Genomic DNA, 24,177 nt, shown 5'->3' on the forward strand with positions numbered 1-24,177 from the left:
AGGATATGGCAAGAGCAAAATTTCTCTGCGACGCCGAGCGCTGCATCGAGTGTAACGCCTGCGTCACCGCCTGTAAGAACGAGCACGAAGTGCCGTGGGGCATCAACCGCCGCCGTGTGATCACCATCAACGACGGCAAACCCGGCGAGCGTTCGATCTCGGTCGCTTGTATGCACTGCTCGGACGCGCCTTGTATGGCCGTTTGCCCGACCGATTGCTTCTACCAGACCGAAGACGGTGTGGTGCTGCACTCCAAGGACCTGTGCATCGGCTGTGGCTACTGCTTCTACGCGTGCCCCTTCGGCGCGCCGCAGTACCCGCAAGCAGGCAACTTTGGCACACGCGGCAAGATGGACAAGTGTACCTTCTGCGCCGGTGGCCCCGAGGCCGACAACTCGGTCGAGGAGTTCCAGAAATACGGTCGCAACCGTATCGCCGAAGGCAAGCTGCCGATCTGCGCCGAAATGTGCTCGACCAAGGCACTGCTGGCAGGCGACGGCGACATCGTGTCGGCGATCTACCGAGAGCGGGTAGTGGCACGTGGCTTCGGTTCGGGCGCTTGGGGCTGGGGCACCGCCTACGAGCAGAAAGCGAACTGATCCTTAATGGCCCGCGCCCGTACAAGTCGGGCGCGGCATAGCAAACAAGGTGCCCGCGGACCATCCAAGTCTGCGGGCGCATTTCTCATATCAGGGACCTTCGGGAATGGCGCGCATTTCTACGAGATTTCTAACCCTGCTGGCGGCGGCATTCATCGCGCTGTCCAGCGCGGCTTCGGCCCAGACCGTACCGGCAGAGGGAGAGCCCCGCGCCGAAACAGGCGGGGCCCAGACCCTAGAAGACATCCTGCGTCGGCAGGAAAACCAAAAGATGGACGACAGCTTCCGCAGTGAAGCCATCGGCAATCCAGATGCTGCTGCGCCCACCACTGGGCAGCTCGGCACTTTGGGCGGTGTGTCGGACGCAGAATTCTGGCGGGCCTACCGCTATAACGAACTGGACGAGCTTGGGGATGTCAGTGCCTCGGCCAAGGGGCCGTCGGGCGATACCTCGGTCACACAGGTTGTCATTCAGGACACCGGCATGACCTGGCTCAACTTCCGTGCTGGACCGTTGAAAAACTACGGCGGCTACCTGCTCTTGGGGACTAATGCGATCCTCGCTGTGTTCTTCTTGTTCCGCGGTCGTATCATGATTGACGGCGAGAAGTCGGGCAAAACCATCACGCGCTTCAAAGGGATCGAGCGGTTCGCCCACTGGACCCTTGCGGGCAGCTTTGTTCTGTTGGCGATCACGGGGCTGGTGCAGTTGTTCGGCCGTTTCTTCATCATCCCGCTCATTGGACACGAGGCCTTTGCCCCCGTCGCGATTGGCGGCAAGTGGATCCACAACAATGTCTCTTGGGCATTCATGCTGGGTCTAGTGATGGTCACCGTCATGTGGGTCAAACATAACATCCCCAACAAGTTGGACCTCAAGTGGTTCGCGGTTGGCGGCGGTCTCTTCTCCAAGGGCGTGCACCCGCCCGCGAAGAAGTTCAATGCCGGTCAGAAGATCATCTTCTGGGGCGTCATCTTCCTTGGTGTCTCGATCTCTGTGTCTGGTCTGTCGCTGCTGTTCCCGTTCGAATTGTCCATGTTCGCGGCCACCTTTGCCCATATGAACGATCTGGGCCTGCCGCAGCTGATCGGAATGGAGGCTCTGCCTACCGATCTGGCGCCGCATACGGAAATGCAGCTGTCACAGACATGGCATGCGATCGTTGGCTTCCTGTTTATGGCGCTGATCATCGGTCACATCTATATCGGTTCGATCGGTATGGAAGGTGCGTTTGACGCTATGGGCAGCGGTCAGGTGGACGAACAATGGGCCAAGGAACACCATGGCCTGTGGTACGAAGAAGTCACCGGCAAGCCCGCCTACAAAGACGCCCATCCGGCGGAATAAGAGCAAGGAGCACACAGTATGAAAGCGATGTTCATTGCCTTTGTCGGGATCTTCGTGATTGCCATTGTGGCGGATCAGGTCCTGCACCGCGCCGGTTTCGCGATTGACGAGGTTACGTCTGCCCCGTCGGTTCGGTTAGACTAAGCCGAACAGTCAGAGCGGATAGAGATGACCAGCAATCTTCAACCCACCGTGCAGCCCCCCACCGAGGGGGCTGCACAGTCTCATATCGACCGAGCGATCCGTCACGTGTCCATTCTGGTCGTGGACGACGAGCCGGGGATGCGGAATTATCTGACCCGCACGCTGGAACCCCGCTGCAAGAAAGTCATGGCCGCCGCCAGCGCAGAAGAGGCGAGCGCATTGCTGGATGCGCATCACTTCGATCTGGTGCTCTTGGACAACGTGATGCCTGGGCAATCTGGTTTGGATTGGTTGGCCGAACAGCGCCGTGTCGGCCTGTTCGCCGAAGCGATCCTGATGACCGCCTACGCCGATTTGGAAACGGCCATCCACGCGATGCGGGTGGGGGCCTCGGATTTCGTTTTGAAGCCGTTCCGGTCCAATCAAATTCTGAATGCGGTCAATCGCTGCATGGTGCAAAAGTACCTGCGCCGTGAAAACTTCCTGCTGAAGTACGAACTGCAGGCCGATAGTCTGGCCGCCCGTGGACGTCTGATCGGCACCTCTCCGGGGATCGAAAGCGTGCGCAAGACGCTGGAGCGGGTCGCCCCGATGCCCACGCCTGTCCTGTTCACGGGCGAAAGCGGTACAGGCAAGGAAATCTGCGCCCGCACGCTGCACGCCATGTCGGACCGCGCCAACGCGCCCTTTGTCCCGATCAACTGCGCCAGCATTTCACCGGATCGTCTGTCGCAGGACCTGTTCGGTGATCCGAACCAGCCCGGATCAGATGGTCTGTTGGTCCATGCGTCCGGCGGCACGATTTTCCTTGATGAAGTGGCCGAGCTGCCCCTGCCGATGCAGGGCGAGCTTCTGCGTGTGCTAGAGGATGGCAGCCTACGCCCCCACGGGTCAGAGCGAGAGATGCCCCTGAATCTGCGGTTTGTTTTTGCGACCAACGCCGATCTGGACAAGGCGATGGACGACGGGCGCTTCCGCCGCGACCTGTATCACCGGATCAACGTGGTCAACATTCAGATGCCCCCCTTGCGCGAACGGGTCGGAGATATCCCAGAATTAGCGGAGCTATTTATGGGCAAATTCTCGCGGCAGCTGGGGGTGGAGCCGCTGGTGCTGACGGATCACGTTCTGCTCAATATGGCCCGCTACGATTGGCAGGGCAACGTCAGAGAACTGAAGAACTTGATCGAACGCTCTCTCATCCTTGGAGAATTTCCTCCGGAATTCGCAGGCAACACCGAAGACAGCGACAATGAGCCTGTTGAAAGCTTGCATGCGGTCGAACGTCGGCACATCCTGAGCGTGCTGGAAGCCTGTGGCGGCAACCGTGCCGAGGCGGCGCGGCGTCTTGGGGTCAGCCGCAAGACGATCGACCGTAAATGCAGCATGTGGAATGTCTGACAGACTCACAACTCCGGTAAGCCTACGTAACACAGTGCGCGCGCGCCTCTTGGTGATCGCGCTGTTGCCTATTCTGATCCTGCTGCCTTTGCTCTTGGTCACTGCGGTCAAAAGTTGGTCCGACCGATTGAATGAAGTGCTGATCGCCAAAGTGTCTGGCGAATTGACCGTGGCCCGTCAACATCTGGAAGGGCTGGTCGAGGATCGCAGCGCGGCCATTGACGCGTTGGGTCGGTCGGCCCTGTTTCGCGATCAGGCCCGCACGGATATGGCAGATTTTCTGGAACGTCAGCGGCGGCAAATGGGGCTCGACTTCCTGTACTACGTTACCCCGCGGGCCTATGTGATTATGGCGGGCGGCAGCGGCGGGGTTGCCGACCCGCGCAACTGGCCCGTGGTGAACGCGGCATTGAACGGGCGCAGCGGGGCGGCCATTGACGTCTTTGCAGAGAGCGATCTGGCGTCCTTGTCCCCCGATCTTGCTGCACGGGCCCGCATTGAACTACTGCCGACCCAAGGCGCTGTTCCTTCGGATCGCGCGGTTGAATCCCGCGGGATGGTGGTGCACGCGGCGGCGCCCGCGCCGGGTGGGGCCTTGGTGGGCGGTGTTCTGTTGAACCGCAACCTCGGGTTCATCGACGATATCAACGATTTGGTCTACCCAGAGGGCAGCCTGACAGGGGGCACTGACGGTACGGCCACGCTGTTTCTGGACGACGTGCGGGTCAGCACCAATGTGCGCCTGTTCGAAGGGCAGCGCGCCCTTGGTACCCGCGTCTCCGCCGAAGTCCGCGACCGCGTCTTGCAAACGGGGGATGTTTGGACGGCCCGCGCCTTTGTGGTGAACGATTGGTATATTTCGGCCTACGAGCCGATCCGCGACAGCTTCAATCGGCGGATCGGAATGCTTTATGTTGGCTTCTTAGAACAGCCCTTTCGCCAAGCCGAGCAGCGCACCCAGATGGTGATCTGGTTTAGCTTCTTGGCGGTCATCGCGGTCACTGTGCCGGTTCTGCTCTTTTTTGCGCGCTCGATCTTTGTACCCCTTGAACGGATGAACCATGCCATTGCCCGCGTCGAAGGCGGTGATCTCAGTGCGCGGTCCGAGATTTCGGGCAGGGATGACGAGATTGCGCGGTTGGCGGCCCACCTTGATAGCCTGCTTGACCAGATCCAAGAGCGGGACCGCCGTTTGCGCAACTGGGCCGAAGAGCTCGAGACACGCGTGACCGCGCGGACCTCTGACCTGCAAGAGGTGAACCGCCAGCTGGAAATCACGACACGCCAGTTGATCCTGTCCGAAAAGCTGGCCGCATTGGGCGAGATCACCGCCGGTGTTGCCCACGAGATCAACAATCCCCTAGCCGTGATCCAAGGCAATCTGGACGTCATTCAGGACCTAATGGGCGAGAGGGCATTGGAATACCGGACCGAATTCAAGCTGATCCAAGAGCAAATTCAGGCGATCAGCATTCTGGTGACCAAGCTGCTTAGTTTCTCGCGCCCCGAAGAATTCGATCAGCCCCTTGGCGGTGCAAATCCGGATGACGTCATTCACGCCAGTGTCCCTTTGGTGGATCATCTACTGTCACGATCCGAGGTCCGTTTGCATCTGGATCTAAAATCCGATGGGGAGGTCGCGATGAACGAGACCGAACTTCAGCAAGTCATCGTCAACCTGATTACAAATAGCGTTCAGGCGATGCCCTCTGGCGGGGTGATCCAAGTGCGCAGTCATCGCGATGACGGATGGGCGCGCCCGATGATCGTGATCGAGGTCACTGATAGCGGGAGTGGAATGTCGGACGAAGTGCAGGCCAAGATCTTTGATCCCTTTTTCTCGACCAAAGGGGCCAAAGGGACGGGGCTGGGCTTGTCGATCACCCGTGATATTCTGCGAAGAGCAGGAGGGGCCATCACAGTCGATAGCAAAGAGGGGCGCGGAACCACCTTTGAAATCCGGCTCCCGATCAAAGAAGAGATGCCATATTAAGTCGGGATGCCCAGTTCTTTGGACAGGGTGTGCAGAACGTCGGTGCCTCGGAAGGGTTTTCCGATGCAAGCGTCGAAACCTGCAGCACGGTATTCGCGGACTTGATCGGCCATCACATTGGCGGAAATAACGATGCACGGGGGACGAGTCTTGCCTGTCTTGCGCGAGATGGCGTCGATCGCGCCCAAGGCTGCCAGCCCGTCCATTTCGGGCATGGAGATGTCCAGCAAGACCGCATCCCACTCCATTTCGGAGAAACGTTCGACAGCTTCGCGGCCATTGGGAACCATAACTGCCTTGATCCCGGCACGTTTGAGCAAGCTACCCAGAACCAAACGGTTGGTGCCATTGTCATCTGCCGCCAACACCCGCAACCCAGCAAGCGCCGAAGCGGGTTTTTGAGGCTCGTTGTTAGACGGTGGGTTGTCCACAGCGGCCTCTTGTACGACCACGGGCAGGGGCAGGCGTAATTCGACCCGCGTCCCGGCGCCTTTGCGGCTGGTGACGGTAATCTTGCCATTCATCATCGAAACCAAACGGCGGACGATCGACATTCCCAGCCCGGTACCACCGTAGCGGCGCGTGATTGCACCATCTGCCTGTTCGAAATCTTCGAAGATGCGTTGCACCTGCTCTTCGTTCATGCCGATGCCCGTATCGATGATGGAAAAGACCACATCACCGTCGTCAGGGTTAGACATTTTTAGAGTAACGCTGCCGGTTTCAGTGAACTTGATCGCGTTGCTGAGCAGATTGTTTAGCACCTGTATCAACCGCATGGGATCACCCACGCGCAGAGGGCCGGACCCTTTGGTGTCGACAATCAGGTCAATGTGTTTGGCCTCTGCCGCGAGGCGGTGCAGACCAGAGGCACGGCGAATGATCTCGTTCAGGTCGAAATCCTCTGGCATCAGGGCCAGCTTGCCTGCTTCGATCTTGGAGAGGTCCAGAATGTCGTTCAGCACGTTCAAGAGCACGTCGCCGGATTGGCGAATAGTCTCGACCATTTCGGCATGACGGGGAGAGGTGACCTCGTGGGAGAGAACTTCGGCCATGCCCAGAATACCATTCAGTGGCGTCCGGATTTCGTGGCTCATATTGGCAATGAACTGGGACTTCATCCGGTTGGCGCTTTCGGCCTTGTGCACAGCACGGCTGAGTTCGGCATTGTAGCTGCGGATCTCTGTCACATCCTTGAGAACCAGCGTCCACCCCATGCAGGTTGTTGCCCCTTGCAGCGGCTTGTCGATGGGAATGACCCGGAGTTCAAAAGCGCGGCCCGAGACTTCGAGGAGGGTGCCACTGGGCTGGGTGGCGTCAAACGCCAGAGTGTTCAGCTCCTCCCAGTCTGCCAGGCGCGTTGCGCCATCATTGCCACTTTCCTTGAGAAGTTGTTGGAACGAGGGGTTGGTGATTGTGAATTCGCCAGTCTCGTCAATGACCGCGACGGGCTGCTCGGCGTCGAAAAAGAGCGCGCCTTTGGCCACAGAGGCCACGTCGAACATCCGGTTGGACAAGATCATTCGGACAATCAACAGGATGGTAAACGAAAACATGAACGGCGTGGGATCAAAGCCAAAAAAGGCGATCCCGAACACCACATAGGCGATATTGCCTGCGGACGGGATGATCGTAATCAGCAAAAGCGTCAGAAAGAACCCGCGATAGGCTGCGCGCGCACGCAACACACTGCGGGCTGCGATCACGATACCCCCTGCCATGAAAGCATAGAGATAGGATGCCGCAACATAGAATAGGGGGCCATGGGCGTATTTCAGTGCAGGCCCTTGGGGCGTGTCGATAAACCCTGTCTCGGGCAGGTAGAACAAGCCGTGGTACTTGTTCGTGGTGCTCATCAACACGATCACCGTCGGCGATATCAAAAGAGACGCCAATCGCGGCAAGCTGATCGTGACCGACCGTGCATGAGCGAAATCGTATAGAAAGTAGCACCACGCCGTCGCCAGCGTCGTGATGAAGATGAAACTGACCTCAGCCCACCACATTTTGCAGGCTGCGGTGCTACTGAGCAGCTCCATGAGGACAAAAAGCAGCCAGCCTTGCGTCGCCAGATAGCCGATCAGGAAAAAAGACTGACCGTGAAACTTGCGTCTGCTCAGCACCCAAAGACCGGCAAGACACACGCCCGCAAGCGTTCCGATCGCCACGTAGGCCGGAAGCTGTGGTTGCGAAAATTCGAGACACTGCGGCAGGTGCAAGTCGGCCATCCATTGGAAAGGGTGCCTTTCGGCGATGTCCCAGTCCTGCCAGAGATGATTGCAATTAAGGAGGTGTCCTCTGGGCTAATCGCCTAAGCAATTCGGGGATGCAAGTATGGGATGGACACACGTAAGTATGGATTTCGATCCAATTGCGGGCAGCGCTCTGGAAAGTCAGGTTGCAGAGGTGGTTTTGGACGCAGGTGGTTCAGCTTTTGGAGACGGCTCTTGTGGTGCAGAGGCAACGCCACCGGGGCTCTTGGGACGACCACTGATCGCCTCTGCGATCCAAGCAATCAAGATCATGAGCGCGATCCCGAGCGGCGGCAGGGTCCAACCCAGCCACTCTGGCTTGTCCATCGCTGTCATGATGACCTGAGCTGACAACGACATCAGGGTGCCTGATGCGAAGACCAGCAGACCCTGGCGGCCCATGAGAGCGAGCGGTCGGGTCCAGTTTTGTGCACAGAGCGTCAGGACTATTCGTGCATGAGATAGAACATAGGCCAACGCCATAATGTGCAGCATGCGCGGTAAAGATACGAAGGTTTTGTCATGTGCAACCAGATGGAATGGCGCACCTGCACGCCCCATGATCAGCATCATTTTGTTCATCGTCGTGCCAAGGGGCGGGATCTTCATCCATGCCAGCACAAAGAGCAGGAACACGATGCAGCCCCAGAACAGGATGGGCTTGTAGGGTATGAACTGTTTGCCCTGACGTTTGCTTAGTCCGGTCATCAGGCCCGCAACAAAAAGAACTTGCCATGCCAACGGGTTAAAGAACCAACCACCAGGGTTCGGAAAGGCGGGCAAATTCCATCGGTAGAGACCAGTCAGGAACCAGAAGCCAACGGACAACGCCATCATCAGTCCCGGGCTGCGCAAGCCCACAAGGATTGCGATCGGGGCAGTGATCAAGAGGACCGAGTAGGCTGGCAGGATATTCACATAGCCCAACTGGTGCCCCAGCGTCGGCAGACCAACCAACGCCTCTGCCGTCTGCCCGAACACGCGGGTCAGGTTAATCTTGGTCACCATTTCAGGGACACCGAACCATAAGGCGCCCGCACTAAAGATTGCGATCGCCCACGCGGTCAGCAGGATTTGCGTCATGTACAGTGTCCATGCCCGCGCCCACATTGGACGCACAGCGGACCAGAGCCCGCTAGACTCGCGTTGTGCGGCCATGAACCGCCCCGAATAAGCCAAGCCTGCCGCCATGCCAGATAGAACAAAGAACGATTCTGCCGCGTCGGAGAACCCAAAGTTGCGGTTCGTGTAGTCTTCGAAGGGGTTGCCGGGCACATGGTTGATAAAAATCATCACAAGCGCGAGACCGCGAAAGACGTCGAGTCTTGGGTCGCGGGGACGGCGTGCGCCGGATGCAATTTGGCTGGCCGATGCCTTTGGGAAAGGCACGAGCTTGGCTTCAGGCTGGGGCATGTTCCGGTTTTCCTTCGCGGGCGGCGACGTCAAAGACGTTCTCGTGCTGCCAGCGGGCGTGAATAGAATGATAGGCGCTCACCACGGGTGAAGGGGCGCGCTCTTCGGGGGTGACGAATAGGGCATTCGTCAAAGGCCGTGAGGTGATTGCGATCAGCGCAGGTGCCAAGAGCATGGGCACGCAAACCGGCAGAAGCCACAGTGTCAGATCAGGCGCGATGTAATGCACAACGGTCAGGGCAATCGCACCTGTGCCAGTGATCCACATGCCTGCTCCGATGCCCTGCCAGAGGGTCAGTTTGCCTTCACCGCGTTGGTTGGCGGGCCATCCGCCGTCTTTGCCAAGCAAGACCTGCACAACGGCGCGGCTTTGGTACATCAACATCAGCGGGGCAAGGAATGAGGAGAGCAAAATTTCTGTTGCGACCGAGAAGGCCGCGCGCACGGTCCCGCCAAACCCTTCGATCCGGTTTTCACGCACCACCGAGGTGAGGATCAGGAACTTGGGCACGATCAGCAGACCGACAATCCCCAGAAACAGGGCGGTGATTTCCTTGGTCCGGTCGTCCGGAAAAACCGGGAAGAGCTGATAGGCCTCTGGGAAGTAGTCGGGCAGGGGGGCCATGATCGTGGCCAGCACAGATGCCACCAGAAAGCAGGCCCAGATGAGCGAGACGATGTAGGCAAAGATGCCTTGCAAGAAGACAAAGCGGCTCCACCCTGCCAAGCCGGGGGCAAGAAGTAGGCGGCTATGCTGTAGGTTACCCTGACACCAACGGCGGTCGCGGCGGGCATAGGAGAGGATGTTTTCCGGTCCCTCTTCGAACGAACCTTCGATGGTTTCATCCACCAACACCTTCCAACCGTTGCGCGCGAGTAGCGCGGCCTCGACATAGTCGTGACTCAGGATGTGACCCCCGAAGGGCGGAGGGCCCGCAAGTTCCGGCAGTCCGCAGCTTTCGGCAAAAGCTTGGACGCGAATGATCGCGTTATGACCCCAGAACGGTCCAGTTGAGCCCTGCATCCGCGCGAGCCCTCGGCTGAAAATCGGGCTGTGAAAACTGGCCGCAAACTGCATCGCGCGGCCGAAAAAAGAGTTTCCGTTAATAATCTTGGGAAGCGTTTGAAGTAGGCCGATATCCGTGTCCGCCTGCATTCGCGCGACCATCCGTCGGATCGTGGCACCTTCCATCAGGCTATCGGCGTCCAGAATGACGGCCAGCTCGTAGGCGCCACCCGATTTTCGGATGAAATCTTCGATATTGCCGGCTTTGCGACCTCGGTTGTCCTCGCGGCGACGGTAGAAGATGCGACCTCGACCATCCGTTTCCTCGAGGAGCCGCAAGTAGACCTGCTCTTCGATCCTCGCGTTTTCAGGGTCGCGGGTGTCCGACAGGATGGCGATATCCGCAGGCATATCCGCAGCAGCCAAGGATCTGTCCATTGCAGCAATGCGCGCAAAGGTCGAGACGGGATCTTCGTTGCAGATGGGCACCAGCACCACTGTTGCAGGTGCTGGCAATGCTAGATCAGGAGCGGGAAGAGGGCGCCGACGCGCCCCTAGGCCCAAGCAGGCCTGTGCTGCACCCCACGCCAACCATGCGGTCGTGATCAGGATCAGAAAACCCCTGAGCACGTCCCATATGTCGAAGCCGTCCTGTATGGTTGCGTCCACCATCAGCACTGTGGCGATTGTTGCCGCTGCGGCGGCGAACGCCAGTGTCGCGATACGGTACAGAACTGTGCGACTGTCTAACGGTGGCAGGCGTTTCATAATGTGTCAGGTGTGAAGGGTCAGGCCCACTGGCGCGGGACCAGAAGGCGGATCATGTTGAAAATAAAAAAGCCTTGGGTGCGGGTTTCCAAAACCTGCTGGGGCATGTCCAGAGGTGCAGAAGGGGGCGCTGCGAAGTTGTCCATACCCATGGCGGTTGCGTCAGGGGAGGTCATGGTGCGGGTCTGAGTGGTCATTCCTTCATCCATTGATATAGCCATGTTTCGGTCAGAGTTTGCTCGTAGCCCTCAACGGCTGCCTTCAATTCAACGACAGAGTCCGAGGTCGCTTTGACTTCAATCACCAAACGCCAGATATCCGTTCCGCTAATCTTGCTCAGGATGGCTTCGGCGACTTCGCCTCGGTTCACTGTGACTGCAGGTTCAACGTCTGCATCCGCTGGAAGTTCCGACAAGGTGCCGCCCTGAAAATCGACGACGAACTTACGGGTGTCGGCTTTTTCTTCGACGCCAGCGACGCCGCCTTCGCCCACACGGGTCCGCACAACCCGGGCACGGGTCGCAGACCCGTCACCTTCGGGGGTAAAGCCCCAGTGCATCCGGTAGGAAAGTTCAATGGATTGACCCGCCTTGGCCGGAGCCTCGGGGATCCAGAATGCCACGATATTGTCGTTGGTCTCCATATCCGAGGGGATTTCGACCAAACGAACCGAGCCTTTGCCCCAATCGCCCAAGGGTTCGATCATAAGCGAGGGGCGTTTCTCGTAGTGTGCCTGCGCATCGAGATAGCTGTCGAAGTCGCGGCTGCGTTGTACGAGGCCAAAGGATTTGGGGTTCTCTGCGCCAAGGTAGGAGCTGGCCAAGCGCATTGGGTTCTTGAGCGGGCGATAGAAAGTCTCGCCGCTGCGGGTGTTCAGCACCAGCGCTTCGCTGTCGTGCACCGCAGCGCGAAAATCATCGAAGTCACCTTTGTCGTTCCCCGCAAAAAGGAACATTGATGTCAGGGGCGCAATACCAAGTTGCTCGACATCGTTGCGCATATACAGCCGTGCCGTCACATCGACCACGGTTGCATCACCGGGGTTCACGACAAAGCGATAGGCGCCTGTCACGGATTTGCTGGTCAGAGCCGCGCAGATGGTCACTGTGTCGGAATAGGGTTCGGGGCGTTCGAGCCAAAACTCGGAGAAGCGCGGGAATTCTTCGGAGCCAGACAGGCCGGTGTTCACGGCCAAGCCGCGAGCGCTCAGACCATAGACGTTATCACGTCCCAATGCGCGGAAATAACTCGCGCCGAGGAACACGATCAGCTCATCAAAGATATCTGCACGGTTCATCGGTGCGTGGATGCGGAAACCGGCGATACCGGGCATCTCTGCATTTTCGGGCACACCAAGGCTCTCGGGGTAGTAGAAATCCCGGGTCGAGAAGGTCATGGGGCGGGCTTCGCCAGCCACCACTTCGTTGATGTGGACGGGCTGCTTGAACAACCACCCCAAATGGAAAGCGTGCATCCGGAAATGCTGGCCCTGATCATGCCAGCGTGCGCGCTCCGGCAGGAAGCGGATGCGCTGATAAGCATCGTAGTTCAGGTCCGCCAGAAAGCCCCCGATTGTTTCCGGTTCGGGAAGAGGCGATTGGGCGGCCTCTTTCATACGCTCCGAAAGGATGTCGAAAGAGAAGGGTTCACCCAAGGCTTCCTGTGCATTCGCATAGGTTGCAGATGTCAATGCAAAAGCGGCAGCAGAGCATGCAAGGCCGGCTAGGAAAGAGCGCCGGTTGAACACGCGGTCTTGGTGGAAAGGGGTAGTAAGCTGCTGCATCTTAAACAATAGCGACTCCAGCAAAAAACAGGGTTAGTACTGCTTCCCTTATTTTAATAACGGCGCACTGTTCGCAAGAGATAAAGTTGTCGCTGCATGGCAGAATTTTGCTTATCGGCGGATTTGCACAAAGCGGCATCACTCCCGATGATAGAGTGATCTCTTAGCTGCTGTGCTTAAAAGGGTGGCAAAGTTTATTCTTTAATCTCCAAGGTTTATAAGGGTTTCCTGAGATTTTGAGACCCTTTGGAGACGTTGGCCTTGGGGAGCAGTCGCTGTTTATGTAAGTCATTCTGACGCTCATGCTGCGTTGCAGATAGCGCGCGTTGTCACTCTGTTGCACTAGGTCAATTTTTTGTGCACCGCCGAAAAGCTGCCGAGCTCACATTTTTTGTGCAGATCGCCGTCAAAACCACCGTCATTTTGCATCAGGGCTTCGTGATTCTTATCCCAGATTCGGATCGATCAAGGGCTCCCGCCATGAGAGAGCGCCCTGTCTTGTCGGAGACAATCTTTACTCTAGGGCGCGGCTGTTTCTATACTGAGGATATTATTTCTAAAGGCAAGGATAGCTGTTGCGCTTTGCAAAACAGTGCGGCGTTTTGAAATTTGATTGGTGTTAAAACTGCCGCAAACCCAGCAGAGACACACTGTCCATGAAACAGCAGTCAACGACTAGAGCTGCGGCCGCTAAATTGGATAGTGCATACTGTCTGGAAAAAGTGGAGGCGAGTACCGGAATCGAACCGGTGTACACGGATTTGCAATCCGCTGCGTCACCACTCCGCCAACTCGCCGCCGTGGTGTGGTGAAGGGTGATTAGCTGATCCCATCGGGGGCTGCAAGCCCTCTTCTACCCCGAAACGGTGATACCACCGTTGCCGTGTCTGTGGTAATGTGGCATGACGCCAAAGACCGCACTGAACGAGAGAGTTTAGTCTATGACTGATTTCGCACAACGCCGCACAATGATGGTGGATACGCAGGTCCGCCCCTCGGACGTAACCAAGTTTAATGTGATCGAGGCGATGCTGGCGGTGCCACGCGAGGCATATGTCCCTGAATCGCGCAAAGAAGCGGCCTATATGGGCGAAAACATCGATCTTTCTGACGATCGCGTCATTCTTGAGCCTCGGACAACCGGCAAACTTCTGGATGCGCTGGATATACAGCCCGACGAACTCGTGTTGGACCTGGGGTGCGGCTACGGTTATTCGGCCGCAGTGATCGCTCATCTGGCCGAAGCCGTTATCGCAGTTGATATTGCCGATTTTGCAGGCGAAGCAGAAGCGAACCTTGCACAGCATGGGGTTGATAATGTCGCGATTGTCGAAGGCGATCTGACGGCCGGTGCTGCACAACACGGTCCCTACGACGTAATCGTCATCGAAGGGGGCATTGAAGAGCTTCCTACCGCGATCGCGGATCAGCTGAAAGAAGGCGGTCGAATCGCATGTATCTTCCAAGAGGGAGCTTTGGGCACCGTTAAGGTTGGCTATAAGTTGGATGGCCTGATCAACTGGCGTTTTGCATTCAATGCAGGTGCGCCAGTGCTGAAAGGATTTGCAAAACAACCAAGCTTTGCGCTCTGATCGCGGAAGCATGGGTGGTTTTAAAGAAGAGGTCCCATGCGTTCGGGGCGAAGGAGTTTGAAAATGGCGAATTTTAAAAAGTACCTGCGCAGTGGTGTTGCCGCTGTCGCTCTGAGTGTTGCAGCGGTTTTGCCTGCAGGCGCGGATACCTTGGGTGACGCTCTTGCGAAAGCTTACAAGAACAGCGGCTTGCTTGAACAAAACCGGGCGCTTCTGCGTGCAGCTGACGAAGATGTCGCTGGTGCGGTGGCAGAGCTTCGCCCGATCCTCGCATATTCTGCCGGTGTGACAATGAACCGGAACTATTCGGTTTCGGGCAGCTCGCAGAACCGGATTGATGGCATCGATGAAACCACCGTCGGGACATTGGAACTGACCGCGAGCATGCTGCTGTATGATGGCGGTGCCTCGCGTATGGGGATCGATGTCGCGAAAGAGGCTGTCTTGGCGACACGCCAGACCCTGCGCTCGGCGGAGCAGACTGTACTTTTGAACGCGGTTTCGGCCTACATGAGCGTTGTCGCGTCTGGCCAGATCGTCAGCCTTCAGCAGAACAACCTGCGGGTCCTGAGCGAACAGCTTCGTGCGGCCCGTGAACGCTTTGACGTTGGTGAGATCACCCGCACCGATGTGGCCTTGTCCGAAGCGGCGCGCGCCAGCTCGAATAGCGATCTCGTTGCGGCGCAGGGCGATTTGGCGGATTCCCGCGCGGCCTACATTACCGCAGTCGGTGAGGCCGCTGGGAGCGTGTCTACACCCAGCGCTCTTCCTGTCGCCGTGAACTCGGTCGAAGAAGCACTGCGTTTTGCGATGCGCGGGCACCCTGAATTGTTGGCGGCACAGCATGCGGTGTCTCAGGCGGAACTGGGGGTCAAGATTGCGCAGGCTGCTCGTAAGCCAGAAGTGACTGTCGGTGCATCGATTGGACACACGCGCTATCTGGCCGAAGATACCACTCTGAACGAAGGTAACTACACCAACGGTGCGACCGTCGGCGTGGAAGTAAATGGCCCGATCTATTACGGCGGTGCAATCAGCTCTGCTGTACGTCAGGCCATGGCGACCCGTGACGCGTCACGCGCAGAGCTGTTGCAGACCAAACTGGATGTCGAAGAGGCGGTTCGCGTTGCCTATTCCGCCCTGACACAGGCGCGTGCTGCCCGTGGCGCAGCCGAGGAATCGATCCGCGCAAACAACGTCGCATATAGCGGTGTCCGGGAGGAAGCGTCTCTCGGTGCGCGTACCACGCTTGACGTCCTCGATGCAGAGCAGGATTTGCTCGACGCGCGCGCGTCCAGCATCACAGCGGCGGCCAACGAGTACATTGCTGCCTACTCTTTGCTCTCTGCGATGGGTCTTCTGAATGTGGAGTACTTGAAGCTGAACGTACCCACCTATGACCCCGAAGCCTATTATAACACTGTCAAATCAGCGCCTGCCATTCTGAATACCCGTGGCGAGAAGCTGGATGACGTGTTGCGCGCAATCGGCAAAAATTAATATCTTTGCTGGCAGACGGTTGTGAGATCGCCTGCCAGCGGGTACCCTTGGCCTATTAGTCCGTGAGGGTTGCAATGTCTGAACCAACCACCAGTGTTGATATCGAAGATGTGCTGACATCGATCCGCCGCCTCGTGTCCGAGGAGGCGCATGATGCCGTGTTGGATCAGGTTTCCCCCGCAAGCGCCGCTGATCGCTTGGTTTTGACGCCAGCGCTGCGTGTGACCGGGACAGAGACCGCTGACACATCAGATGCCGTGCCTGCCGACAACGCAGCACCTGTGCATGAAGACGACGCCGCGCCGCTGAATTCGAAGCGCAGCTTTGGTTTTGCGCGCCCGATCGAACAAAAGATTTCTGAACTTAGCGCTGCTGTGAACCGCAGTGTTGACGATTACGAGCCCGAAGAAGGGGATGTGTTTGGTGGTGTTGGCCGCACGCCTCTGCCTTGGGCCGAAAGTCATCCCAATGACCCTTTGTCGGGCGACACCGACGATGCGGAGGACGCATATTTGAACGGTGAAGCGATTAACGATGACATGTTGGATGACCAGCCCGTTGAGGAAGTAGGGCAAACAGCGATCAATGAGGACATGTTGCGCGCTATGGTCGTGCAGATCGTACGCGAAGAGCTTCAGGGTGAAATGGGGGAACGGATCACGCGCAATGTTCGCAAGCTGATCCGACGTGAAATCAACCGGGCCCTGGCCATTCAAGACCTCGCCTGAAGTTTCCTTGTCTGGATGATGATCAAGAGCGCTCCGGCGCTCTTTTTTATTGTCCCGTGGTCAGAGGGTAGGGCACAAAAACAAAAAAGGGCGCGCCCGGTGCGCACCCTTTTTTAATCAGAGGTTCCGAAAGCCGTCTTATGCGGCGTCCAGATGAAGCATGGAGGCGTTGCGACGCTCGCTCTCTTCGCGCGACAGCGCAACAGAGGTGCGAACACCCTTGGCAACGAAGTCCATCAGACCAGAGACGACACGTTCGCTGGGGTCGATCCCTGCGCAGGACAGAACTTCGCGCCCATCACGCGAACGTGCCCAACGTGCGATTTGCTCGGGCCCATTGCCGTATTTTTTATCATCGGCGATGGCATCATCTAGAGCCGCCAACACAACAGCGGCAAAAAGTTTGCGTGCACGGTTGCCCTGTTCATTACTGTAGGCCGTGCCGTCAACGAAATCTTTCATGATTCGTCCTTGTTGTTTCGATCTTGCGTCTTGGGGCGTGGCGCGCTTTATGACGTAATTATGTCGATTCTGGCAACCTGTTTTTGAATGCCTGCTATGCATTTAATGCATAGCTTCAACATGGGTATGGCGCTGCTACTACGCTTGCTTTGGTCTTGAGCCCCAGATATAGGGATCGAAATCCTAATATCAACCGTCCTGCAAGGTAGTCTTATGCCCAAGATCAACGGTAACGAAATCCGTCCCGGCTATGTTCTGGAACACAACGGCGGCCTCTGGGGCGCTGTCAAAGTCGATCACGTCAAACCCGGCAAGGGCGGCGCATTCGCTCAGGTCGAGATGAAGAACCTGCGCAACGGCTCTAAGCTGAATGAACGTTTCCGCAGCGCCGACAAGGTCGAGCGCGTGCGCCTGGAGCAGAAAGACCAGCAGTTCTTGTATGAGTCCGACGGCATGTTGGTGTTCATGGACGCCGAGACCTATGACCAGATTGAACTGCCCGCAGACCTGCTGGGGGATCGTCGTCCCTTCCTTCAGGATGGCATGACCATCGTTGTAGAATTCTACGAAAGCGAAGCGCTGAACGCGACTGTGCCCCAGAAGGTCCAGTGCAAAATCGTTGAGACCGAGCCGGTCGTCAAAGGCCAGACAGCTGCGAACAGCTTCAAGCCTGCGATCCTCGACAATGGCGTCAAGGTGATGGTGCCCCCCTTCGTTGGTCAGGACGAAGACATCATCGTCAACACCGAGACCTTTGAATACGTCGAACGCGCATAAGAAAAGCGGCCCGTTTCGGGGCCGCTCTGAACGCATTTAGATAAGTGAGACCCGCCTGAAGTGCTCAGGCGGGTCTTTCTTATTTCATCAGAACGATCGGCACTTTGCAGCTGCGGATCATTTCGGTGGTGGTCGAGCCAATGATCATGCTGCGAATGCGCGAGTGGCCATAGGCGCCCATTACCAGCAGATCGTAGCCCTCGTGGTCGGTCATATCGCCAAGCACGTGGTCAGGGCTGCCCTGCACGATCTTGGTGGTCGCTGTGTGGCCACCAGCGGCCAGTGTGGCCGCAGCGCTGTCCAGATCGGCGCGCAGGCTATCGCTCTCGGTGCCGACAGTCACGACGGTCACGTCGAGGCCCGCAAACAGCGGGTCGCGCGCAACTGTGTCAATCGCCTTCATCGAGGAAACGCCGCCATCATAGGCAATGAGGACCTTCTTGGGCTCTGTGTAGGCGCGGTTGGCGACGAAAACGGGCTTCGAGGTCGCACGCACGATCCGCTCTAGGTTCGAGCCAAGGTGCAGTTTGGCGAAATCTGCGGCCTCTCCGCGTTTGCCGATCGCCAGCATTGAGGCGCTGGCCTCGCGCTCTGAGACAGTATCGATCAGGTCACCACTACGCAGGCGGGTGCTGACTGTGATTTCACCGTGCTGTTCCACGATGGCTTTGCCGTCCTCTAGGATGGCGCGGCCCGTGGCTTGCGCCAGCTTGTTGCGCTGCGCGTCCAGTGAGCTCAGCTCTTCGAGCAGGGCAGTGCGGGCCCCCAGACGGATCGAGCCGGACAGGTCCTGCTCGGCGCCGCCCTCGCGGCGGCCAAGCACGTGTGTCAGTTCGACCGAGGCCGCGCTGCGGGCTGCGATCCAACCCACATAATGGCACAGACTCTCGGAATAGGCAGAGCCGTCGATCAGGGCGAGGATGTTTGAATTGCTCATCTGGTCCGCTCCTTAGTGCGACATCAACTTGTCCATGCCGCCCGGTTTGTCGTGCAGCGCCAGACGGTCAACGATGGTTTGCGAGGCGTCATTCAGGCCAAGGATTTCGACCTCTGCGCCCTCACGGCGGAACTTGAGCACAGCCATGTCCAGCACCGCAACCGACGAAATGTCCCAGATGTGGGCATGTGTGACGTCGATGGTGACTTTTTCCAGCGCTTCTCGGAAGTCGAACGCCTTCATGAAGTCTTCGGCAGAGGCAAAGAACAGCTGTCCTTCGACGTGGTAGGTGCGGGCGCGGCCATCTGCGGACAGCTCGGAGCGAACGCGGAACAGCTGCGAAATCTTCCACGCAAAGAAGATGCCCGACAGCAGCACACCGGTCAGCACGCCAATCGCTAGGTTGTGGGTCCAGACCACGACAACAACGGTTGCAACCATCACGATCGAGGATGAGGCAGGGTGTTCCCGCAGATCCTTGAGCGAGGACCAGCTGAATGTACCGACGGACACCATGATCATGATCGCCACGAGGGCGGGCATCGGGATCAGGCCGACCCAGTCGCCAAGCACCACACAGAAGATCAGCAGCATCACACCGGCAAAGGCACAGGACAGACGGCCACGACCACCGGATTTGACGTTGATCATCGACTGACCGATCATTGCGCAGCCCGCCATGCCGCCGATAAAGCCGGTGCAGAAGTTCGCGACGCCTTGGCCGATGCATTCCTGATTGCGGTCCGAGGTGGTGTCGGTCAGATCATCCACCAAGTTCTGGGTCATGAGCGATTCCAGTAGACCCACAGCCGCCACTGCGGCTGCATAGGGGAACACGATCTGCAGGGTTTCCAGGTTCAGCGGAACATCAGGTAGCAGGAAGACGGGCAGCGTGTCGGGCAGGGCGCCCATGTCGGACACGGTACGCACGTCCCATCCAAAGAGGATCGCGGCTGCTGTCAGCACCAGAATGTTCACCAGCGGCGATGGCACAGCCTTGGTCACATAGGGGAACAGGTAGATGATCGCGAGGCCCGCAACGACCAGCGGGAAGGTCAGGAACGGCACGTTAGACGGATCCAACTCCGGCAACTGCGCGAGGAAAATCAGGATCGCCAGCGCATTCACAAAGCCCGTCATGACGGACCGTGACACGAACCGCATCACGAAACCAAGTCGGGCAAAGCCTGCGACCACCTGTAGAACACCGGCCAAGATTGTTGCGGCCAGCAGGTACTCGAGACCGTGATCGCGAACCAGCGTAACCATCAGAACCGCAGTCGCGGCGGTGGCGGCGCTGATCATGCCGGGGCGCCCGCCGACGATGGCGGTCAGAACGGCGATCGAGAAAGAGGCATAGAGACCCACTTTGGGGTCGACACCTGCGATAATGGAAAAGGCGATGGCTTCGGGGATCAGCGCAAGGGCAACGACAAGGCCCGACAAAAGGTCGGCGCGCACATTGCCGAACCATTGCTGGCGATAGGCGGTCAAGTTCATCTCGTGTCCGATTGTTCTGGTCCGGCCCCGCTGCGGGGGCCAGAACGGTGGCAGTTGATTGGCGCTAACGGGCCAAGGCACTTGCCGCGCGTTATAGTGACTTAAGACACAGGAACAACCGCCGCGAACTTTATCCCGCAGACTGTGGCATAGAAATCCGAGCGGTTTGGGCGTTCAGAGGGCCATTTGCTCGGTCAAACCGCAGAAATGCGATGGCTTGGCTGCCTGACTGCGTGAAGAGCGTCCCCGCAGCTTTACCGTCTTCGGTCGTGATTTCGGTGCCTGTCGGAGCGTCGCCCTCAATCGCCACTGTCACCAGACCTTTGCGGAGTTCTGTCTTGTGCTTCATGCGGGCGGTGACCTCTTGGCCCACATAGCAGCCCTTTTTGAAGTCGACGCCGTTCAGCCGTTCGAAACCCGCTTCGAGGATGAAAGTATCACCGGTCAGCTCAATCCCGCTTTCGGGAATGCAATGCGCCACGCGGATTGCGTCCCAGTCAGAGCCGTCGTCGCCTTCGGTCTCGCCGTAAAGACGCCAGCCAAGGGCAGGGTGACGGGGATCCTCGACGGCGCCCTCTGGCGCATCGCCAGTGCCACGCTGCAATTTCAGATCGCTTTCGGTGATCTGCGCATCGGCACGCAGTTTGTACATGTTTAAACGCTGCACCAGACCAGCGGCCAAGGGTTCTACAACATCCAGTAGGATTGCATCCCCATGCGGCACCAGCAGGAAGTCGGCAAGATATTTTCCCTGAGGGGTCAGAATAGCGGTGTACATCGCACCGTCTTTCAGACGGGCCATATCGTTTGTCACAATGTTCTGCAAAAAGTCGCGGGCGTCGGGGCCTGTGATTTCAAAAATCTTGCGGGCGTGCTCTGGCATGGAAACTCCTTTGCGCCAGAGGTAGGCACAAAGCGCCCCGAGGAAAAGCCCCTAGCGTTCGAACATTGGGGTCGCGTTGAACTTCTTTTGCAAGCCTTTGTAATCGTACTCGGTCTGGACCCAATCGCGAAAGGCAATGTGGCCTTTCGTGTTCAGACGTTCTTCGTAGGCATCCAGCAAATGATCCAGAACGCCGGTTTTGGTATAGCGCTGGTGGAAGTATTTCCAAGCCAGCATCTTTTTGGCGTCGGCGACGGGCGCGTTTTCCTGATCCAACAGGTAGATCGCACTGGCAAAGCCTGCGCGGTCCGCACCGGATTTGCAGTGCATGACAAACGGCTTTTCTATCGTGTCAAAGGTTTCTAGAACTTCCATGATCCGCTCGGGGCGGGGGGCCTTGCGGGCATAGAGTTTGCGGTCGATCAGGGTCATCCCCAACTTGTCCGTTGCCTCTTTTTCGAACAGGTAGTGGGCGTAGGTGTCCACGCCGCGCAGGTTCAGCACCGTATTAATGCCGCGCTTTTTGAACTTCTTCAGGCGGTAAGGGTCCGGCTGGTTCGAGCGCCAAACACCCGGGGCGATTTCGAACTCGTTGGTCCACAGGTAACGCAGGAACATATGGTCAATGAACTGCAAGTGCATGTGCGCCGTGAACCGCTTGTACGGCGTCGAGATGTCGTCCCCAAAGGAATTGCGGAACCGCACCTCGAGGTCGAAGATCCAGTCTTTGATCTTTTTCAACATTCTTTACCGTCCTGAATTTCAAGCCACGTTGCCCTATCGCCTTACCTGTGTCGAGGCAAGAGGTTGGGGGGAATTGACGTTGTCACTTCTGGGACTAAGGTCGCGGGACATCTTTAACGGAGCCTGTCATGAGTCTTGCGAACGGTCGTTCCCATCTAGCTATCCCCGGTCCCTCGATCATGCCGGACCGCGTGCTGCAGGCGATGCACCAACCTGCTCCGAATATCTACGAAGGCGCTTTGGTCGAGCTGACCGCCGGATTGGTCCCAGATCTGAAATGGGTCGCAGGCACAGAGCACCACGTCGCCATGTACATATGTAACGGGCACGGCGTTTGGGAGGCCGCGCTGGCGAATACTGTCGCGCCGGGGGAAAAGGTACTGGTGCCGTCCTGTGGCCGGTTCGGTCACGGATGGGCAGAATTCGCCAAACGGATGGGGATCGAGGTCGAGTTGATCGATTTCGGCAAACGTGCGCCTATGGACCTAGAGATCGTGGGCCGCGCGCTCGAGGCGGACAAGGGTCACAAGATCAAAGCCGTTCTGGCGACCCACGTGGACACCTCGTCCTCGGTGCTGAACGACATTCCGGCTCTGCGCAAACTAATGGACGATCTGGGCCATCCGGCGATGCTCTGGGCCGATTGTGTGGCCTCTATGGGCTGTGACCGGTTCGAGATGGACGCTTGGGGCGTCGATCTGGCCATCACCGCCAGCCAGAAAGGCCTGATGACCCCGCCCGGTATGGCTTTCATCTTCTTCTCGCCCAAGGCGCAGGCCGCCCGCGAGGGGATGAAGATGGTCTCGCCCCACTGGGACTGGAACGCGCGCGCCTTCCCGCAGATGTTCTATGAATTCTTTGGGGGCACCGCGCCGACGCACCACCTGTTTGCCCTGCGCGAAGCGTTGAACATGATGCGTGAAGAGGGGCTCGAGGCGATTTGGAAGCGTCACGATGTTCTGGCCCGCGCCCTGTGGGCGGCCGCGGATGTCTGGGGGCAGGATGGTCCAATGGAGCTGAACATCGCGGACCCCGTGTGCCGGAGCCGCGCGGTGACGTCATTGCGGTTGGAAAGCCCGAATGCGACCGCACTGCGCGACTGGGTCTCCGCGAATGCGGGGGTGACGCTGGGGATCGGCCTTGGGATGGTCGAGATGGGTGATCCCGCATGGCACGGATTTTTCCGCGTCGGCCACATGGGTCACCTGAACGCTCACGGCATGATGGGTGTGATTGGTGTGATGGAAGCGGGCCTACAGGCCCTGCAAATCCCCCATACGGGCGGAGCGGTTGCCGCCGCCGCAGGCGTGATCGCCAAAGGATAAAGGAGTGGGTTATTCCCACTCCATCTCCTCATAGACGCGGCCCGCGTTCTTGGTGGCGAGCTCTTCGAACGTGTCGAGGTGCTTCCACCGCTCCTGATCCACGTAGTAGGCGCCCGCCAAATCGCCGCCCTCATCTATATGCGCACCGATCTTGTCCCGCAGGTCGACCAGATAATCGCGGGTGTAGCGGCGCACTTGGTCAAAGTTGGTCGGGTGCCCATGACCGGGGATTACGTAGGTTGGCGCCAGCGGCTCCAGCTTTTCGTCCCACGTTTCGATCCAGCATTTGGTGCAAGTGCCTTGGAAAATCGGCAGCATGCGCTCATGGAACGCGATGTCGCCCGCGATCATTATGCCCCACTGGGGAATCCAGACTTGTGTGTCACCCGGATCGTGCGCAGGGCCCAGATGCAGAACCTGAATGTCGACGCCGCCCAAGGACACGGTTTCATTGTCCGAAAAGCTGCGCGTGGGCAGGGCGATTGTAGTGCCTTCGGCTTTGTCCTGATTGTACCGCTGCATTCCCTGAAGGATGAAATCGGCCTCTGCCTCAAATGCTGCAATCGCGTCCACATGGGCCAAAATCTCGACGCCTTGCTCCGCCCAATAGGAATTGCCGAGCATCGCGTGCCCTTGGCCATTCTCGTTGATCACCAGAACAACGGGTTGGTCCGTAACGGCCGTGATTTCTTCGTGCAGGGCTGCCGCCAGCCGATAGGACGCGCCACCATTGATCACCACCACGCCTTCGTCTGTCACAATGAAAGACAGGTTGTTGTTGTGGCCGGAGTTTTCATAGGTCGGCGGAGCGGTCGCGCCGATGGCGGAAAAGACATGTGGGATGACTTCGACCGGTTTGGCGTAAAGTTCGGATTGCGGATACTGGTCCAGGATGTCTTCGCTCGCTGTGGCAAAGGTGGCGCTCGCACTTAGAAGCGCGGCGGTGAAAAATCTGATCATGTGAAATCCTCCCGAAACAAATAAATACATATGAATGTATATCGGTAAAGTCGAGAATGTTC

General features: G+C 58.0%; 20 protein-coding genes, 1 tRNA gene and 1 pseudogene. 10 read left to right on the forward strand and 12 right to left on the reverse strand.

Going from position 1 to position 24,177, the window contains the following annotated elements; translation table 11 throughout:
• Positions 1 to 5: 5 nt before the first annotated feature.
• From fdh3B to AB9K37_RS07425, 5 genes are all read left to right on the forward strand, one after another.
• Complete coding sequence (gene fdh3B, locus AB9K37_RS07405; protein WP_293713061.1) at positions 6 to 599, forward strand: formate dehydrogenase FDH3 subunit beta; 594 nt, start codon at positions 6 to 8, stop codon at positions 597 to 599.
• A gap of 106 nt (positions 600 to 705) precedes the next feature.
• Positions 706 to 1,947 carry a formate dehydrogenase subunit gamma gene (locus tag AB9K37_RS07410; protein WP_369836631.1) on the forward strand — a complete coding sequence of 414 codons (1,242 nt, stop codon included), beginning with the start codon at positions 706 to 708 and terminating at the stop codon, positions 1,945 to 1,947.
• A gap of 18 nt (positions 1,948 to 1,965) precedes the next feature.
• Complete coding sequence (locus AB9K37_RS07415) at positions 1,966 to 2,091, forward strand: hypothetical protein (protein ID WP_369836634.1); 126 nt, start codon at positions 1,966 to 1,968, stop codon at positions 2,089 to 2,091.
• A gap of 24 nt (positions 2,092 to 2,115) precedes the next feature.
• Entirely contained in the window at positions 2,116 to 3,492 is a 1,377-nt protein-coding gene (locus AB9K37_RS07420) for a sigma-54 dependent transcriptional regulator (RefSeq protein ID WP_303964943.1), read from the forward strand.
• The gene (locus AB9K37_RS07425; RefSeq protein ID WP_369836638.1) at positions 3,485 to 5,485 is read left to right on the forward strand and encodes a cache domain-containing protein; all 2,001 of its coding nucleotides are present in this window, start codon (positions 3,485 to 3,487) and stop codon (positions 5,483 to 5,485) included. Before AB9K37_RS07420 ends, AB9K37_RS07425 begins: the two co-directional genes overlap by 8 nt.
• Here AB9K37_RS07425 and AB9K37_RS07430 read toward each other — a convergent pair.
• The 6 genes from AB9K37_RS07430 to AB9K37_RS07455 form a co-directional block, all read right to left on the reverse strand.
• The gene (locus AB9K37_RS07430; protein WP_369836641.1) at positions 5,482 to 7,713 is read right to left on the reverse strand and encodes a histidine kinase N-terminal 7TM domain-containing protein; all 2,232 of its coding nucleotides are present in this window, start codon (positions 7,711 to 7,713) and stop codon (positions 5,482 to 5,484) included. The genes AB9K37_RS07425 and AB9K37_RS07430 overlap by 4 nt on opposite strands.
• A 165-nt stretch (positions 7,714 to 7,878) precedes the next feature.
• Positions 7,879 to 9,150, reverse strand: a complete 1,272-nt coding sequence (locus tag AB9K37_RS07435; RefSeq protein WP_369836643.1) for an OpgC family protein — start codon at positions 9,148 to 9,150, stop codon at positions 7,879 to 7,881.
• Entirely contained in the window at positions 9,137 to 10,924 is a 1,788-nt protein-coding gene (gene mdoH, locus AB9K37_RS07440; protein ID WP_369836646.1) for a glucans biosynthesis glucosyltransferase MdoH, read from the reverse strand. Before mdoH ends, AB9K37_RS07435 begins: the two co-directional genes overlap by 14 nt.
• A 20-nt stretch (positions 10,925 to 10,944) precedes the next feature.
• Complete coding sequence (locus tag AB9K37_RS07445) at positions 10,945 to 11,121, reverse strand: hypothetical protein (RefSeq protein WP_369836648.1); 177 nt, start codon at positions 11,119 to 11,121, stop codon at positions 10,945 to 10,947.
• Positions 11,118 to 12,707 (reverse strand): glucan biosynthesis protein, encoded by a 1,590-nt coding sequence (locus AB9K37_RS07450; protein ID WP_369836651.1) that lies wholly within the window; start codon positions 12,705 to 12,707, stop codon positions 11,118 to 11,120. Before AB9K37_RS07450 ends, AB9K37_RS07445 begins: the two co-directional genes overlap by 4 nt.
• A 723-nt stretch (positions 12,708 to 13,430) precedes the next feature.
• Positions 13,431 to 13,504, reverse strand: a tRNA-Cys gene (locus AB9K37_RS07455).
• A 144-nt stretch (positions 13,505 to 13,648) separates the two neighbouring features.
• On the opposite strand from AB9K37_RS07455, the gene AB9K37_RS07460 reads away from it, so the two are divergent.
• From AB9K37_RS07460 to AB9K37_RS07470, 3 genes are all read left to right on the forward strand, one after another.
• Entirely contained in the window at positions 13,649 to 14,299 is a 651-nt protein-coding gene (locus tag AB9K37_RS07460; RefSeq protein ID WP_369836654.1) for a protein-L-isoaspartate O-methyltransferase, read from the forward strand.
• A gap of 63 nt (positions 14,300 to 14,362) precedes the next feature.
• Positions 14,363 to 15,799, forward strand: coding sequence for a TolC family outer membrane protein (locus tag AB9K37_RS07465; protein ID WP_369836656.1), 1,437 nt, complete (start codon positions 14,363 to 14,365; stop codon positions 15,797 to 15,799).
• Between the two features lie 74 nt (positions 15,800 to 15,873).
• Positions 15,874 to 16,527, forward strand: coding sequence for a hypothetical protein (locus tag AB9K37_RS07470; protein WP_369836659.1), 654 nt, complete (start codon positions 15,874 to 15,876; stop codon positions 16,525 to 16,527).
• Between the two features lie 138 nt (positions 16,528 to 16,665).
• Here the strand turns inward: AB9K37_RS07470 and AB9K37_RS07475 are convergent, their stop codons facing one another.
• The gene (locus AB9K37_RS07475; protein ID WP_369836661.1) at positions 16,666 to 16,989 is read right to left on the reverse strand and encodes a DUF6280 family protein; all 324 of its coding nucleotides are present in this window, start codon (positions 16,987 to 16,989) and stop codon (positions 16,666 to 16,668) included.
• A gap of 213 nt (positions 16,990 to 17,202) precedes the next feature.
• On the opposite strand from AB9K37_RS07475, the gene efp reads away from it, so the two are divergent.
• Positions 17,203 to 17,766 carry an elongation factor P gene (efp, locus tag AB9K37_RS07480; protein ID WP_293707982.1) on the forward strand — a complete coding sequence of 188 codons (564 nt, stop codon included), beginning with the start codon at positions 17,203 to 17,205 and terminating at the stop codon, positions 17,764 to 17,766.
• Positions 17,767 to 17,845: 79 nt separating this feature from the next.
• Here the strand turns inward: efp and AB9K37_RS07485 are convergent, their stop codons facing one another.
• The 4 genes and pseudogenes from AB9K37_RS07485 to AB9K37_RS07500 all read right to left on the reverse strand — a co-directional run bounded on the left by AB9K37_RS07485 (position 17,846) and on the right by AB9K37_RS07500 (position 21,830).
• A complete protein-coding gene (locus AB9K37_RS07485) occupies positions 17,846 to 18,703 on the reverse strand; it encodes a universal stress protein (RefSeq protein WP_369836665.1) in 858 nt (285 codons plus the stop codon).
• Between the two features lie 12 nt (positions 18,704 to 18,715).
• A complete protein-coding gene (locus AB9K37_RS07490; RefSeq protein WP_369836668.1) occupies positions 18,716 to 20,203 on the reverse strand; it encodes a SulP family inorganic anion transporter in 1,488 nt (495 codons plus the stop codon).
• Between the two features lie 130 nt (positions 20,204 to 20,333).
• Positions 20,334 to 21,092: pseudogene (locus AB9K37_RS07495) on the reverse strand (folate-binding protein YgfZ); the annotation flags it as partial.
• A gap of 45 nt (positions 21,093 to 21,137) precedes the next feature.
• A complete protein-coding gene (locus tag AB9K37_RS07500; RefSeq protein ID WP_369836670.1) occupies positions 21,138 to 21,830 on the reverse strand; it encodes a tyrosine-protein phosphatase in 693 nt (230 codons plus the stop codon).
• A 128-nt stretch (positions 21,831 to 21,958) separates the two neighbouring features.
• On the opposite strand from AB9K37_RS07500, the gene AB9K37_RS07505 reads away from it, so the two are divergent.
• Positions 21,959 to 23,155, forward strand: coding sequence for an alanine--glyoxylate aminotransferase family protein (locus AB9K37_RS07505; RefSeq protein WP_369836673.1), 1,197 nt, complete (start codon positions 21,959 to 21,961; stop codon positions 23,153 to 23,155).
• A 9-nt stretch (positions 23,156 to 23,164) separates the two neighbouring features.
• Here AB9K37_RS07505 and AB9K37_RS07510 read toward each other — a convergent pair whose 3' ends face one another.
• Positions 23,165 to 24,115, reverse strand: a complete 951-nt coding sequence (locus AB9K37_RS07510) for an MBL fold metallo-hydrolase (protein WP_369836675.1) — start codon at positions 24,113 to 24,115, stop codon at positions 23,165 to 23,167.
• Positions 24,116 to 24,177: the final 62 nt, after the last annotated feature.

This window comes from Donghicola sp. XS_ASV15 (assembly GCF_041224595.1).
Lineage (GTDB): Bacteria > Pseudomonadota > Alphaproteobacteria > Rhodobacterales > Rhodobacteraceae > Donghicola.

Excerpts from the sequence above, each read along its gene's own strand:
- fdh3B (WP_293713061.1), top strand. The coding sequence starts at position 6 with ATGGCAAGAGCAAAATTTCTCTGCGACGCCGAGCGCTGCATCGAGTGT.
- mdoH (WP_369836646.1), bottom strand. The coding sequence starts at position 10,924 with ATGAAACGCCTGCCACCGTTAGACAGTCGCACAGTTCTGTACCGTATC.
- AB9K37_RS07460 (WP_369836654.1), top strand. The coding sequence starts at position 13,649 with ATGACTGATTTCGCACAACGCCGCACAATGATGGTGGATACGCAGGTC.
- AB9K37_RS07410 (WP_369836631.1), top strand. The coding sequence starts at position 706 with ATGGCGCGCATTTCTACGAGATTTCTAACCCTGCTGGCGGCGGCATTC.
- AB9K37_RS07505 (WP_369836673.1), top strand. The coding sequence starts at position 21,959 with ATGAGTCTTGCGAACGGTCGTTCCCATCTAGCTATCCCCGGTCCCTCG.
- AB9K37_RS07485 (WP_369836665.1), bottom strand. The coding sequence starts at position 18,703 with ATGAGCAATTCAAACATCCTCGCCCTGATCGACGGCTCTGCCTATTCC.
- AB9K37_RS07470 (WP_369836659.1), top strand. The coding sequence starts at position 15,874 with ATGTCTGAACCAACCACCAGTGTTGATATCGAAGATGTGCTGACATCG.
- AB9K37_RS07415 (WP_369836634.1), top strand. The coding sequence starts at position 1,966 with ATGAAAGCGATGTTCATTGCCTTTGTCGGGATCTTCGTGATTGCCATT.
- AB9K37_RS07425 (WP_369836638.1), top strand. The coding sequence starts at position 3,485 with ATGTCTGACAGACTCACAACTCCGGTAAGCCTACGTAACACAGTGCGC.
- AB9K37_RS07435 (WP_369836643.1), bottom strand. The coding sequence starts at position 9,150 with ATGCCCCAGCCTGAAGCCAAGCTCGTGCCTTTCCCAAAGGCATCGGCC.
- AB9K37_RS07490 (WP_369836668.1), bottom strand. The coding sequence starts at position 20,203 with ATGAACTTGACCGCCTATCGCCAGCAATGGTTCGGCAATGTGCGCGCC.
- AB9K37_RS07445 (WP_369836648.1), bottom strand. The coding sequence starts at position 11,121 with ATGACCACTCAGACCCGCACCATGACCTCCCCTGACGCAACCGCCATG.
- AB9K37_RS07420 (WP_303964943.1), top strand. The coding sequence starts at position 2,116 with ATGACCAGCAATCTTCAACCCACCGTGCAGCCCCCCACCGAGGGGGCT.
- AB9K37_RS07430 (WP_369836641.1), bottom strand. The coding sequence starts at position 7,713 with ATGGCCGACTTGCACCTGCCGCAGTGTCTCGAATTTTCGCAACCACAG.
- efp (WP_293707982.1), top strand. The coding sequence starts at position 17,203 with ATGCCCAAGATCAACGGTAACGAAATCCGTCCCGGCTATGTTCTGGAA.
- AB9K37_RS07450 (WP_369836651.1), bottom strand. The coding sequence starts at position 12,707 with ATGCAGCAGCTTACTACCCCTTTCCACCAAGACCGCGTGTTCAACCGG.
- AB9K37_RS07510 (WP_369836675.1), bottom strand. The coding sequence starts at position 24,115 with ATGATCAGATTTTTCACCGCCGCGCTTCTAAGTGCGAGCGCCACCTTT.
- AB9K37_RS07500 (WP_369836670.1), bottom strand. The coding sequence starts at position 21,830 with ATGTTGAAAAAGATCAAAGACTGGATCTTCGACCTCGAGGTGCGGTTC.
- AB9K37_RS07465 (WP_369836656.1), top strand. The coding sequence starts at position 14,363 with ATGGCGAATTTTAAAAAGTACCTGCGCAGTGGTGTTGCCGCTGTCGCT.
- AB9K37_RS07475 (WP_369836661.1), bottom strand. The coding sequence starts at position 16,989 with ATGAAAGATTTCGTTGACGGCACGGCCTACAGTAATGAACAGGGCAAC.